Source organism: Kitasatospora sp. NPDC057015 (assembly GCF_042673745.1).
Taxonomy (GTDB): Bacteria; Actinomycetota; Actinomycetes; order Streptomycetales; family Streptomycetaceae; genus Kitasatospora.
Window position 1 is genome coordinate 202,423 of sequence record NZ_JBHUSG010000003.1, and the last position, 13,699, is coordinate 216,121.

Genomic DNA, 13,699 nt, shown 5'->3' on the forward strand with positions numbered 1-13,699 from the left:
ACGCGAACGGGTCCCACCGCGCGACCCGCGGTGGGACCCGTTCCTGCGACCATCGCCCGCCCCGGCGCCGGGGCTCGGGGCGGGGTGCCGGCAGGCGTCAGAGCAGCCCGAGGGCCGGCATCAGGTAGTAGAAGGCGAAGACCGCCGCGACGCAGTACAGCGCCACCGGCACCGACCGCGCCCGGCCGGCCGCCACCCGCAGGACGCAGAAGGTGATGAACCCGAAGCCCAGGCCGTTGGTGATGGAGTACGTGAACGGCATCATCACCATGGTGAGGAAGGCCGGGATGGCGATGGTGTAGTCGCTCCAGTCGATCTCGCGGATGGAGTTCGCGAGGATCAGGAAGCCGACGGTGACCAGCGCGGGGGTGGCCGCCTGGGCGGGCACCATGGTGGCCAGCGGGGTCAGGAAGAGCGCCACGGCGAAGAGCGCGCCGGTGACGATCGAGGCGAAGCCGGTGCGGGCGCCCTCGCCGACGCCGGCGGTGGACTCGACGAAGCAGGTGTTGGCCGAGGACGAGGTGGCGCCGCCGGCGGCGGTGGCGATGCCGTCCACCATCAGGATCTTGTTGATGCCGGGCAGGTCGCCCTTCGCGTCGAGCAGGTGGGCCTCGTCGGCGACGCCGAGGATGGTGCCCATCGCGTCGAAGAAGCAGCTCATCAGGACGGTGAAGACGAACAGCACGCCGGTCAGGACGCCGACCTTGCCGAAGCCGCCGAAGAGGCTGACCTGGCCGACCAGCCCGAAGTCGGGCGCGGCGACGGGGTTGCCCGGCCAGGCCGGGACGGTCAGGCCCCAGTCCATGGCGGGGATGTCGGCGAGGGTGTCGATCACGAGCGCGAGGCCGGTCATCGCCACGATGCTGATCAGGATCGCGCCGGGCACCTTGCGCACCAGCAGGACGAGGGTCAGCAGCAGGCCGAGGATGAAGACCAGGACGGGCCAGCCGTTGAGGTGCCCGTTGCTGCCGAGCTGGAGCGGGACGGTGGTGTGGGCGGCGTCCGGGATCCGGGTGACGAAGCCCGAGTCGACCAGGCCGACCAGCGCGATGAAGAGGCCGATGCCGATGGCGATGGCCTTGCGCAGCCCGAGCGGTACGGCGTTCATGACCCGCTCGCGCAGGCCGGTGGCGACCAGCAGCATGATCGCGAAGCCGGCCAGGACGACCATGCCCATGGCGTCCGGCCAGGTCATCCTGGGGGCGAGCTGGAGCGCGACGATGGTGTTGACGCCGAGGCCGGCGGCCAGCGCGATGGGGACGTTCCCGATGACGCCCATCAGCAGGGTGGTCAGCGCCGCGGTGAGGGCGGTCGCGGTGACCAGCTGGGCGCTGTCGAGGTGCTGCCCGTTCATGTCGACGGCGCTCGACAGGATGATCGGGTTCAGCACCAGGATGTACGCCATGGTGAAGAAGGTGGCGACACCGCCGCGGACCTCGCGGCTGAGGCTGGAGCCCCGCTCGGAGATCCTGAAGAAGCGGTCGAGGGGGCCGGCGGGGGTCTTCGGCGCCATCGGGGAGGGCTCGGGCGACTCGGTGGTCGGCTGGGCCACTGGCATACGTGCATCCTCGGGTGGGGGCGGAGGAGAGGGTGTCCACCCGAGCGTCGGTGGCCGGGCGTTCCGGACGGCCGTGGGGTGGTCAAGGCGACGCGCCGGGCCGGGTCCGGAAATCCAAGTATGAGTTCCTTGGTCGTGCACGCGCTATCTTCGCGCGTAGAACGCGCACCTGACACCCGGTGAACGATCACCCCCGCCACCTTGGCGATCACCATCCGCCGAATGGGTGCTGCACACCACAGCCGTGCCGGCCGTACTCTAGGGCCCATGCCGAAGACCGCCCTGCGCCCCTCGCCCCCGCCCCTGGAGGCCAACGACGTCGCCATCGTCGGCGGCGGCACGGCGGTGTGGTTCCTGGCCTTCCTGGTGCTGCTGCCCTTCCACTCCACCCTCGCCGAGCAGGGCCGCGGCGACTGGCAGTGGATCTGCCTGGCCGGCGCGGGCCTCGGCCTGATCGGCCTCTGGTACTGCCGGGCCCGACGGGCCGCCATCGCCCGGGACCGCGCGGCCGACGCCGCCGCCGGCACCGCGCAGCCCGAGACCGACGACCGGCGCCCGACGAACGGCTAGCCGCCGGACCGCGGCTCCCCACCCGACCCGCAGGCCCGGCCCCACCCCGGCCCGTCGGCACCTCGGCCGGCCGCGACCGGCCGCCCGCGACCCCGCCACCCGGTCGGACCGAATCGGCCGTCAGCACCACGCACCGGACATATCGCGCCCGTACAGTCGGTGCCATGACGCACCCCGCGGAAGACACGGCCGGCGACGGGCGCGGCAACGCCCCGGAGTCCGTCCCCGGTGCCCGTCCGCTCGGGCTCGCCCCCGGCGGGCGCGGCGGGCTGACGGCGGCGGAGGTCGCCGAGCGGGTCGCGCGGGGCGAGGTCAACGACGTACCGGTGCGCTCCAGCCGTTCGGTGAAGGAGATCGTCCGGGCGAACGTCTTCACCCGGTTCAACGCGATCATCGGCGTCATGTTCGGCATCATCCTGGTGGTCGGACCGATCCAGGACGGCCTGTTCGGCCTGGTCATCGTGGCGAACACGGCGATCGGCATCGTCCAGGAGATGCGCGCCAAGCGGACCCTGGACAGCCTCGCGCTGATCGGCGAGGCCAGGCCCCAGGTCCGCCGGGACGGCCGGACCGAGCAGGTGGCGGTCGCCGGGATCGTGCTGGACGACGTCGTCCTGCTGGGCATCGGCGACAAGGTGATCGTCGACGGCGAGGTCACCGAGGCGGACGGCCTGGAGATCGACGAGTCGCTGCTGACCGGCGAGCCCGACCCCGTCCTCAAGCAGCCCGGCGACCAGGTGATGTCGGGCAGCTTCGTGGTGGCCGGCGCCGGCGCGTTCCGCGCGACCCGGGTCGGCCGCGAGGCGTACGCCGCCCAGCTCGCCGAGGAGGCCAGCCGGTTCACCCTGGTCAGCTCGGAACTGCGGAGCGGGATCGACAGCATCCTGAAGTTCATCACCTGGCTGCTCGTCCCCACCGCGATCGGTCTGATCATCAGCCAGCTGGCGGTGGAGGGCAGCGACTGGCGCGAGGCCGTGCGGCGGATGGTCGCGGGCATCGTGCCGATGGTGCCCGAGGGGCTGGTGCTGCTGACCTCGGTGGCCTTCGCCATCGGCGTGGTGCGCCTGGGCCGCAAGCAGTGCCTGGTGCAGGAGCTGCCCGCGATCGAGGGGCTGGCCCGGGTCGACACCGTCTGCCTGGACAAGACCGGCACCCTCACCGAGGGCGGCATGGACGTGGTCGAGCTCCGGCCGCTGGCCTCGGACGGGTCGGACACCGGCCCGGACGGCCTGCCGGGGCCGGGCGGCGACGCGGGCCCCGCGGCCCCGCAGGTGCTGCGCACCGCGCTCGGGGTGCTGGCCGGCGCGGACTCCCGCCCGAACCCCAGCATGCAGGCGATCATCGACGCCTACGGCAGCGCCGCCGGAGCCGACGGCGAGTGGCGGGTGATCGAGGCGATGCCGTTCTCCTCGGCCCGCAAGTGGAGCGGGGTGCAGCTGCTGGAGCCGCAGGGCGCCGAGGCCAGCTGGCTGCTCGGCGCACCCGACGTGCTGCTGGACGAGGGGCATCCGGCGCTGGCCGAGGTGGACGAGCTGGGCGCCAAGGGCCTGCGGGTGCTGCTGCTCGGCCGCACCCTCGTCCCGCTGGACGCCCCCGATCCGGCCGCCGGCCTGCGGCCGCTCGCCCTGGTGGTGCTGGAGCAGCGGTTGCGCGGGGACGCGGCCGACACCCTGCGCTACTTCGAGGCCCAGCAGGTCCGGGCGAAGGTGATCTCCGGCGACGCGGCCGTCTCGGTCGGCGCGGTCGCCACCCACCTGGGGCTGCCCGGCGCCGAGCACCCGGTGGACGCCCGGACGCTGCCGGCCGACCCCGAGGAGCTGGCCGACACCGCCGACCGGACGTCGGTCTTCGGCCGGGTCACCCCGCAGCAGAAGCGCGAGCTGGTGGGCGCCCTGCAGTCGCGCGGGCACACCGTCGCGATGACCGGCGACGGCGTCAACGACGTGCTCGCCCTCAAGGACGCCGACATCGGCGTGGCGATGGGCTCGGGCAGCGAGGCCACCCGGGCGGTGGCGCAGATCGTGCTGCTGGACGACAGCTTCGCCACCCTGCCCTCGGTGGTGGCGGAGGGCCGCCGGGTGATCGGCAACATCGAGCGGGTGGCCACCCTCTTCCTGGTGAAGACGGTCTACTCGGTGCTGCTGGCGATCCTGGTGATCTGCACCCACTCGCCGTACCCGTTCCTGCCCCGGCACTCCACGGTGCTGTCCACCCTGACCATCGGCGTGCCGGCCTTCTTCCTGGCGCTGGCCCCGAACAACGAGCGGGCCCGGCGGGGCTTCGTCCGGCGGGTGCTGCGGCTGGCCGTGCCGGGCGGGCTGATCGCGGGCACCGCGACGTTCACCGCGTACGCACTGGCCCGCGCCAACCACACCACCGACCTGGAGGCGGACACCAGCGTGGCCACCCTGACGCTGTTCCTGGTGGCGATCTGGGTGCTGGCGATCGTCGCGCGGCCCTACAACTGGTGGCGGCTGCTGCTGATCGCCGCGATGGGCGGGGCGTTCGCGCTGGTCCTGCTGGTGCCGTGGCTGTCGGACTTCTTCCAGCTCTCGCTGGCCGGCACCCGGGACCCGTGGGTGGGGGTGGCGATCGCGATGATCGCCGGGGTCGCGCTGGAGGTGGTCTGGCGGGTCGTCGGCGACCAGGGCGAGGCCCCGCGGAGCTGACCGCCCCGAGCGGGCGACGGGGGGCGCCCGGGGCAGCGGCGGGGCGGCCGGGCGGAGCGCCGCCCCGCCGGGATCAGGCCCGCGCCGGCCGGCCGCCCGGCGCGGGGAAGCCGTGGGTCCGGGCGGCGACCACCACGGCCAGGACGGGCACCAGGAGCACCGGCACGCTCCACGGCAGCGAGCGCGGCCCGAGCAGGTCCAGCAGGATCCCGCCGGCGACCCCGCCGCCGGCCATCGCCACGTTCCACAGGGTGACCAGCATGGCCTGCGCGGCGTCCGCCGACTCGCCCCCCGCCTCGGCCACCGCCGTCTGCAGCAGGGTCGGCACCCCGCCCCAGCCGAGGCCCCAGAGCGCGACCGCGGCGTAGACCAGGGCGGGGCTGCCGGCGAGGGCGGCCAGCACGGCGGCGGCCACCGCGATCAGCAGCACACCGGCGACGGTGAGGGCCCGCAGCCGCCCGTTGATCCGGGACCCGACGATCCAGATGCTCAGCAGGGACGCGGCGCCGAAGACCAGCAGGACCCGGTCGGCGGCGCCGCCGAGGCCGATCCGGTCGAGCAGCGGGGCGATGAAGGTGTAGAGCACGGTGTGCGCCAGCACCAGGACGAAGGTGACGAACAGCACCGGTGCCACGCCCGGGACGCGCAGGGCCCGCAGCATCGGGGCGCCGCCCTCCCGCGGCCGGCCCGGGTGCTCGGGGACGGCGGCCGCGATCCAGCCGAGCAGGGCCACCGTCAGCAGGCTGACCACCAGGAAGGCCGTCCGCCAGCCGGCGGCCCGGCCGAGGAACGTCCCCGCGGGCACGCCCACCGACAGCGCGAGCGGGATGCCCGCCATGGCGACCGCGACGGCCCGGCCCTGGAGGTGGGCGGGCGCCAGCCGGCGGGCGAATCCGGCCAGCAGTGCCCAGGCGAGTCCCGCGGCCACCCCGGCGAGGAACCGGGCGGCCATGGTCAGCGGATAGCTCGCGGAGGCCGCCGTGACGGTGTTCGCCACGGCGAACCCGGCCATCGCGGCGAGCAGCAGGCGCCGGCGCGGCCACCGGGCCGTGGCCGAGGAGAGCGGGATCGCCGTGAGGGCGGTGCCGACGGCGTAGACGGTGACGGTCTGGCCGGCCGCGGACTCGCCGACGCCGAGGCCGGCGCTCATCGCGGGCAGCAGCCCGGCGGGCAGGGTCTCGGTCAGGCTGGTGATGAAGACGGCCGTGGCCAGGGCCAGCAGCGCGGGCAGTCGCAGTCCCGGCTCCCCGGCTCCGGTGCGGGGAGGTGACGATCGCGTGGTCTGGGTGTCCATGGCCGATATGCTCAAAGCCTCACATTGATGTGAGGGTCAATCAGGGCGACTGTGAGGTGGGCCACATGAGGATCGGGGAGCTGTCCGAGCGCACCGGCACGCCCCGCCGGCTGCTGCGCTACTACGAGGAGCAGTCGCTGATCGTCTCCGACCGGGCCGCCAACGGCTACCGCGAGTACGACGAGAGCTCCGTGGACCGGGTCCTCCAGGTCAGGGGGCTGCTCGACGCCGGATTGCCGACCCGGATCATCAAGCAGATCCTGCCCTGCCTCGACAAGCCCCGGGTCATCCACTTCCCCGACGCCACCCCGGAGATGCTCGCCACCCTCGAACGCGAACGCGACCGGATGACCGAGCGCATCCGCTGCCTGACCCGCAACCGGGACGCCGTGGCGGAGTACCTGGCCGTGGTGCGCACCGGGCGCGCGCCGGACACCGCCGCACGGGCGGCGTCCGGCCGGTGACGGCCCCCGGCGCTCAGCCCTCGAAGTCCCGGGCGGCGGAGAGCTCGTAGGCGCGGTCCGGCTCGGCGAGCGCGGCCAGCACCTCGAAGCGGCGGTGCCACTGGCCCACCGACCAGGCGAGCCCGGCCGCCAGGCCCTCCGGGGTGGCGGCGTGCAGCAGGCCGGGCACCGGCGGCACCTCGAACTCGTCGTCCTCGTCGGACTCCTCGGCCGTCTCGGGGTCGTACGGCGCCTCGGGGGTCTCGGCGGAGGTGTCCCAGCGCCAGTCCACCGCGGCGTCCTGCCCGTCCGGGCCGACCACCAGCAGCTCCTCGTGCTCCTCGTAGGCGACCGGGCAGCCGGGCAGCAGCTCCCTGACCACGGCCGGCACCCGGTGCAGGGTGCCCTCGGAGAGCACCCGGCCGCCGACCACCTCGCTGGCGAGCGAGACGTGCAGCCGCTCGGCGAGCGCGGCGGCCAGCGCCGGGGCCACCGGCAGCAGCGGGTAGGGGTGCAGCAGCTGGACGAGGTCGGGGGCGTCCGCGACGACCGCCTCGGTGGCGTCCACCAGGACGGTGCCGGCCGGGCGTCGCCCCGTCTCCGGATCCATCGGCGGTACCGCGCGGACGAGGTCCAGCGGCTCGACCCGCTCGACCGGCACCCCGGCCAGCGCGCTGTGGACGCCGTGCAGCTGGCGGTGGCCGACGACCGAGGCGGGGTCGGTGAGCCGGTCCAGCAGCTCGTCCGGGCCGTGCGGTTCGGCGAGCAGCGCGGCGAGCGTGGTCCGCACCCCGAGCGCGTGCAGGAACTGCTCGTCCAGGGTCGTCCTGGCCTCGTCGTACAGGCCGCGCAGCAGCGGGTCGGCGCCGGCCGCGCGCAGGCCGGCCGGCTCGCGGCCGTCCAGCACCGGGTGGTCGCGCAGCCACCAGGCGGTGTACGGCGGCAGGTCGACGTAGCCGCCGTCCGGCAGCAGCGTGCGCACCGGGTTGACCACGGCCTCCCGGTAGGGCGGGCGGGCCAGCAGGGCGAGCGCCTGCGGCCAGGCCCGGTCGTCCACCAGGTCCAGGTCGCGGACGGCGAGCAGTTCGGCGGCCACCGGCGGTACGCCCAGGCCCCCGTCGTCGTCGGCGTGCAGGGCCTCCAGCGCGTCCTCGCACCAGTCGGCCAGGCCGTCCGGCGCCTCGTCGATCAGGCCGGTCGGGGCGCCGCCGGCGGCTCGGTCGGCGGGGACGGTGGGGTCGAGGCGCTCCAGGTCGTCCGGGTCGAGCGGGACGTCCTCGGCGCGCACCAGCACGAAGCCGGTGAGCACGCCGACGGCGGCCAGCACCTCGGGGCCCCAGCGCTCCAGCAGGTCCTCGTCCGGGTAGCCGGCGTCGTCCTCGCGGGCCAGCTCGGCCAGCGGGCTGTCCGGCAGCACCAGCTCGCCGGCCCGGCTGGCCTCGCCCTCGTCGTCCAGCAGGGCCAGGCGGGACAGCCAGGGGTGCTCGCCGGGGGTCGTCCCGGCCGCCTTGACCAGGGCCAGGACGGCGTCCGCGAGGTCCACGGCGGCGTCCAGGTCGTCCTCGGCGACGTCGTAGGAGCGGGCGACGGCGGCGCGCACCTCGGGGGTGTCCAGCACCCCGGCCGGGGTGGCCGTGCCGGCGCCGAGCTTGGCCAGCAGCGGGTGCGCGGCCTCCGGGTGGGCGAGCCGCAGGTCCAGCAGCGCGAGGGCGCCGGCCAGCGTGTCGGGGTAGCCCGGGTAGGCGGCCCAGTCGGCGGCGTCGGAGGGCAGCAGGACCCGGCGCGGACCGGTCACCGTCCGGCCGTCGGCGAGCGGGACGGGCAGCGCGCCGAGCGACTCCGGGTCGGCGGCGGCCAGCGCCGCGTACAGGTTGCGCCACCAGGCGGGCTCGCGCTCCAGGCCGCCGAGCTGGTCGACCACCTCGGCGAGCGGGATCCGGCGGACGTTCAGCACCCGCAGCTCGCTGCGGCGCTCCAGCCCGGCCGGCAGCAGGCCGGGGAAGATCGGCGCGAGCGCCTCGACCACCGAGGTGTCGGCGCCCTCCAGCAGGGTGGCGTCCCGGGGGCGCAGGGCGGGCGTGCCCTCCTCCACCGGGGCGGGGTGCGGCAGGAACGGGATGCCGGGCAGCCGGCCGAGCACCGCCCCGCGCACCGCGTTGTCCAGCGCGCCCTGGCCCAGCGGGCCGGGGACGAGGCCGAGCGAGCCCAGGTCGCCGCCGCGGGCCCGCAGCAGGTCGGCGTAGGTGTCGGCGGCGCGCTCGGTGAGGAAGTCGGTGAGCGGGCCGGGCGCCACGTGCCGGCGGGTCGGGTCCAGCGGGTACGAGGCGATCAGCAGGGCGGGCACGCCGAGCGGCTCGTCGCTCGGCGTGGGGGCGTGCACCACGGGCGTGGTGCGCAGCGGCTGCGGGGTGCCGTCGGCGCCGACCGGGACGGCCCAGGTCACCGTCCAGTACGGGCGGGCCCGCTCCTCGGTGGGCCGGTCGGCGAGCAGCCCGGGCGCGATGGTGCCGGAGGAGCCGGAGATCTGCCAGGTGGTGCGGGCCGGCTGCCCGCCGGCGTCGTCGGTGAGGGTGACGAGGGTGAGGCCGTCGGGGCTCTGCTCGCCGGCCGAGCGGGTCAGGGTGCGGGTGCCGTCCGGGGTCTCGACGACGATCTCGGCCAGGCCCGGCAGGGTGAGCAGCAGGGCGTCGTCGATCTCGGTGAGCAGGCGGCGGGCGAGGTCCTCCGCGGCGGCGTCCCGCAGCGGCAGCACGACGACCGTGTCGTAGGCGTCGGGCGCCTCGCCCTCGGCGGCGAACGGCAGCCGCAGCAGCGGCACGTGGCCGTCGCGGCGGCGCAGTTCCTCGGCCAGCGCGGGCTCGGCCGCGGCGAGCGCCTGCGCCTCGGCCAGCGACCAGCGCACGCCGCCGGCGGCGCCGAGCACGGCCGGCTCGTCGGTGACGGCGAGCACGGCGGCGAAGCCGACGCCGAACCGGCCGACGGTCGGGGTCTCGTCGGCGCGCTTGGAGGAGGCCCGCAGGGTGGAGAGCGACTCCACGGCGGCGGCGTCCAGCGGGGCGCCGGTGTTGGCGGCGGCGAGCACGCCGCCCTGCAGGGTCAGCCGGAGGCGGCCGGGTGCGCTGCCGGCCCGGGCGGCCGCGTCGGCGGCGTTCTGCGCCAGCTCGACCACCAGCCGGTCGCGGTAGCCGCCGAGGGCCAGTTCCTCCTCGGCGTTGGCGTCCTCCCGGAACCGGGCCGGGGAGGCCGACCACGCGTCGAGCACCCGTCGCCGCAGCGCCGTGGTGCCGAACGGGTCCGCGGCCTGCTCCTCCGAACCACTGCCGATGATGCGAGGCTCCACTGGACCTGCCTTCCGCCGCCCTGTACTTCGTACGGGGGCATTCTTCCCTGCGCCGGGCCCGGTGGCGGACCAGGGGCCGCGGCCGGGGCCCGGGTGCTGGTCCGGCCGCGTGCCCGGCCGGTCGAACCGCCGTGAGCACCGCGGGCCGTCCGCGCGCCCGGGCGATCACCGCGCCGAAGCGCCGAACCCGTCCGGCCCCTCGCGGGGGCGGACGGGTTCGGCGGTGGCCGGCGCTCAGGCGTGGCCGAGCTCCTCGGCCGGGGCGTCGGGCTCCACGGAGCCGCCGGAGCGGTCCGGGTGGAGCTGGAGCGGCTCGATCACCAGCTCGTCGAGGATCAACTCGGACGGGGCCGGCGGCGCCGGGATGACGGCGGCCTCGGAGTGCCCGCCGCAGCCATAGGCGAAGGAGACGATCTGGCCGTCGGCCGGGCCGAACTCGTTGCCGCAGACGCCGAAGGCCTGGCCCAGCGAGCCGCCGATCGGGATCAGGAACCCGCAGCTGTTGCAGGAGGCGGGGGCCGCCTGGGCCATCGGGGTCTGCGGGCCGTGGGACTGCTCCCAACGGTCCGCGGCCAGGTGCAGGCCGAGCCGGGAGAGCACCCGGGGGCGGCCCAGGCCGAGCTCTTCGGCGATGGCGCCGATCCGGGCCCGCGCGGGGGCGGGCTGGATGGTCGGGTCGGTGATCTCCAGGTCGTCGGCGTCGGCCAGCGCCACGATCGAGTTGGGCGCGGGCTCGTCCTCGCCCGTCCAACCCGGCTCCAGGCGCAGGTCGTCCGCGTCGGTGGGCAGCAGGTCGCCGGGGCCCATGTCCCCGGGGCGCAGCCGCTCGCTCCACGGCACCCACTGCGGGGCGAGGACGGCGTCGTCGCCGGGCAGCAGCACGACCTCGTCCAGCGTGACGTTCTTGGCCCGGGGGGCACGGGCCACGGTGACGGCCCAGTGCCAGCCGCGGTAGGCGGCGTCAAGACACTCGAAGGTGTGGGTGACGACCCGCTCGGCGTCGGCCTGGGCACCGAGGTGTGCGCCCACGGCCTCTGCTCCGACCGCCTCGGCCGCTGCCTGCCGGGCGAGTTCGACGGCCTCGGCACAGAGCCGATCGGGGGTACGGCTTCGCATCGCAGCGCTCACGGCGTCGATTCTCTCCCAGTTCTTCTGTTGCCTACGGCGTGTTGCCTGTTCCGTCGCGGCCAGGTGTCTCTCGTCCATTCTGCGCGACCACGAGCCCCTCCGGGTACCGACCGCGCCGCTCGCCCCGCCCGGATCCCCCTCGGCCCGCCGGCGGCCCCGCGGTGCGTGTCGCGAACGCCCGGGGTGGTGACGCTCAGGGCAGGCTACCCGCCGCTCAGCCACCGGGGACAGCCCGGGGCCCGAGGCGCACCGGCGGCGGGCCCGGCCCGGTGGCGCACCGGCCGCGCCGCGCAGGCCCCAATCGCTCGTCGCGGGCCGGTTTCTCGGGCAGGATGGCCTATGTGGCGGAAGAGAACCCGTCGCGGCACGCACTGCACGCCTCGCAGGCCGGCAGCCCCGACGAGCCGGCCGCCGTGCCGCGACAGAAGCCCCAGGTCCCCACCGCGGACGGCGACGAGCCGTGGCCGGCGGACGGCTCTCCGCCGCCCGGTTCCGGTGACGCGACGGCCGGGGACGGGGATCCGGCCGGAAACCCGGCCGGGGATCCAGCCGGGGACTCGGCCGGGCGATCGACCGGCGCCCTGCCGGGCGATCCGGGCGGCGCGAGCGCCGGGGGTGCGGATCAAGCCGTCGGAGCGGGCGAGGCCGGCCAGGGCGACGACGAGGACGAGGACGAACTCCCCGACACCCGCAACTTCCTGGTCCGGGGCGCCTCCGCCGCCGGACTGCGGACCGGCCGGGTGGTGCACGGCACCGGCCGGCGGATCCGCCGGGCCACGTCCGCCGAGGGCGCGGGCGAGTCCGGGCTCGCCAAGCTGATCGAGTTGCACGCCCTGAACTCCTTCGGCGACATGCTGATCACCATCGCCCTGGCGTCCACGATCTTCTTCTCGGTGCCGACCGGCGAGGCCCGCGGCCGGGTCGCGCTCTACCTGCTGATCACCATGGCGCCGTTCGCGCTGCTGGCCCCGGTGATCGGCCCGCTGCTGGACCGGCTGCCGCACGGCCGCCGCGCCGCCATGGCGACCTCGATGCTGGCCCGCGCCGTGCTCGCCTGGACGATGGCGGGCACGGTGGTCGGCGGCGGCATCGCGCTCTATCCGGAGGCGCTGGGCGTCCTGGTGGCCTCCAAGGCGTACGGGGTGGTGCGCAGCGTCGTGGTGCCCCGGCTGCTGCCGAGCCGGCTGTCGCTGGTGAAGGCGAACTCCCGGGTCACCCTGGCCGGCCTGGTGGCCACCTTCGTCGGCGCGCCGATCGGCGCCCTGCTGCACCTGATCGGTCCGGGCTGGCCGCTGCGCGGCGCGTTCCTGGTCTTCGTCGTCGGCACCATGATGGCGTTCCACCTGCCGCACAAGGTGGACTCCGCGAAGGGCGAGCAGCGGGCCGTCCTGCACGCGGACGACCAGCCGCACCCGCACCCGCACCTGCACCTGCATCCGCAGTCGCAGCCGCCACCGCAGCGACCGGCCCAGGCCCCGAAGGCGAACCTCCGCACGGTGGGGCCGTCGGTGATCCTCGCGCTGCGGGCGGTGGCCACGCTGCGCTGGCTGGTGGGGTTCCTGGTGATGTTCCTGGCCTTCCTGCTCCGGGACGACCCGATCGGCGGACTCCAGCCGACCGTCGCCCTGGGCCTGGTGGCGGTGGCGGCCGGCGCCGGCAACGCGCTCGGCTCGGTGCTCGGCTCGGTGCTGCGCACCCGGCGCTCGGAGACGATCGTCACGGCGATGCTGCTGGTGGCCACGCTGGCCGCCGGCGCCGCCGCGCTCTGGTACGGGGTGCTGACGGTGGTGCTGGTCGCCGCCTGCGCCGGGATGGCGGCCTCGCTGGGCAAGCTGGCGCTGGACGCGCTGATCCAGCGCGACGTCCCCGAGGCGGTCCGGACCTCCGCGTTCGCCCGTTCGGAGACCCTGCTCCAGCTGAGCTGGGTGGCGGGCGGCGCACTCGGCATCACCCTGCCGCTGGACGGCGCGCTGGGCCTGTGGGTGGCGACGGGCGTGGTCGGCCTGATGCTGCTGTGGACCGTCCGGGCGCTGTTCAGGGTCGGGGTGCGGCGCCGGCCCGCCACCGCCAAGGTGGCCTGAGCGGCGGCGCGGCCCGAGCGGCGACAACACGCGGTGGCCGACCCCGGCGTAGCGTGATCGGCAAAGCCCGGTAGCCTCTCTGCCATGAGCCTCAGCACCCGTGTCATCGCCGCCGTGGGCGCCGTCGTCGTGATCGGCGCCGGCACGGTCGGCGGGTCCATCGCGTACGCGTCCGGCCAGGACCAGCCCACCGACCGGCGGGTCACGGTGACCGTCGGCCGCTCCTCGCAGGAGATCGACCGCCCGTTCTGCGGCGGCACCGGCGCCGTCATGACGGAGGACCAGCAGGCGCAGTGCCAGGCCAAGGCCAAGGAGGCGCTCGCCGACGGCAAGATCCCCTCCTCCGACGTGGTCGCCAGCGACCGCATCGGTGTCGGCGTGACCCCGCAGGTCGCCGACAAGGGCTGGTTCGCCTTCACCAACGGCGGCCAGCAGGGCCAGTTCAGCCTGGCGACCGCCAACATCGGCCAGACCTGGTCCGGCTCGGTGCCCGCGGCGACCGCGCTCTCGGCCACCGGCCAGACGCTGCTCACCGTGGTCGAGTCCGACCCGAAGACCCAGGACATCTACGCCGTCTGGTACTTCCAGCTGAAGACCCAGAACGCCTGACCGCCCC

The 13,699-nt window shown here is 75.5% G+C and carries 9 protein-coding genes; 5 read left to right on the plus strand and 4 right to left on the minus strand.

Annotation, left to right across the window (positions count from 1 at the left end):
* Positions 1-97: 97 nt before the first annotated feature.
* Positions 98-1,513, minus strand: coding sequence for an NCS2 family permease (locus ACFTWP_RS04165; protein WP_380262729.1), 1,416 nt, complete (start codon positions 1,511-1,513; stop codon positions 98-100).
* 312 nt (positions 1,514-1,825) lie between these two features.
* On the opposite strand from ACFTWP_RS04165, the gene ACFTWP_RS04170 reads away from it, so the two are divergent.
* Positions 1,826-2,128, plus strand: a complete 303-nt coding sequence (locus ACFTWP_RS04170; protein WP_380262466.1) for a DUF2530 domain-containing protein — start codon at positions 1,826-1,828, stop codon at positions 2,126-2,128.
* Positions 2,129-2,292: 164 nt separating this feature from the next.
* Positions 2,293-4,797, plus strand: a complete 2,505-nt coding sequence (locus tag ACFTWP_RS04175; RefSeq protein ID WP_380262468.1) for an HAD-IC family P-type ATPase — start codon at positions 2,293-2,295, stop codon at positions 4,795-4,797.
* A 73-nt stretch (positions 4,798-4,870) separates the two neighbouring features.
* Here ACFTWP_RS04175 and ACFTWP_RS04180 read toward each other — a convergent pair whose 3' ends face one another.
* A complete protein-coding gene (locus tag ACFTWP_RS04180; protein WP_380262471.1) occupies positions 4,871-6,091 on the minus strand; it encodes an MFS transporter in 1,221 nt (406 codons plus the stop codon).
* 65 nt (positions 6,092-6,156) lie between these two features.
* Between ACFTWP_RS04180 and ACFTWP_RS04185 the strand changes: the two genes are divergently transcribed.
* The gene (locus tag ACFTWP_RS04185; RefSeq protein ID WP_380262473.1) at positions 6,157-6,555 is read left to right on the plus strand and encodes a MerR family transcriptional regulator; all 399 of its coding nucleotides are present in this window, start codon (positions 6,157-6,159) and stop codon (positions 6,553-6,555) included.
* Between the two features lie 13 nt (positions 6,556-6,568).
* On the opposite strand, the gene ACFTWP_RS04190 is transcribed toward ACFTWP_RS04185, so the two are convergent.
* Positions 6,569-9,874, minus strand: a complete 3,306-nt coding sequence (locus ACFTWP_RS04190) for a sacsin N-terminal ATP-binding-like domain-containing protein (protein ID WP_380262475.1) — start codon at positions 9,872-9,874, stop codon at positions 6,569-6,571.
* Positions 9,875-10,108: 234 nt separating this feature from the next.
* A complete protein-coding gene (locus tag ACFTWP_RS04195) occupies positions 10,109-10,990 on the minus strand; it encodes a DUF3027 domain-containing protein (RefSeq protein WP_380262731.1) in 882 nt (293 codons plus the stop codon).
* A gap of 710 nt (positions 10,991-11,700) precedes the next feature.
* Here ACFTWP_RS04195 and ACFTWP_RS04200 point away from each other — a divergent pair.
* On the plus strand, positions 11,701-13,083 hold the full coding sequence (locus tag ACFTWP_RS04200) for an MFS transporter (RefSeq protein WP_380262733.1): 1,383 nt from the start codon (positions 11,701-11,703) through the stop codon (positions 13,081-13,083).
* An 84-nt stretch (positions 13,084-13,167) separates the two neighbouring features.
* Positions 13,168-13,692, plus strand: coding sequence for a hypothetical protein (locus tag ACFTWP_RS04205; RefSeq protein ID WP_380262477.1), 525 nt, complete (start codon positions 13,168-13,170; stop codon positions 13,690-13,692).
* Positions 13,693-13,699 lie beyond the last annotated feature (7 nt).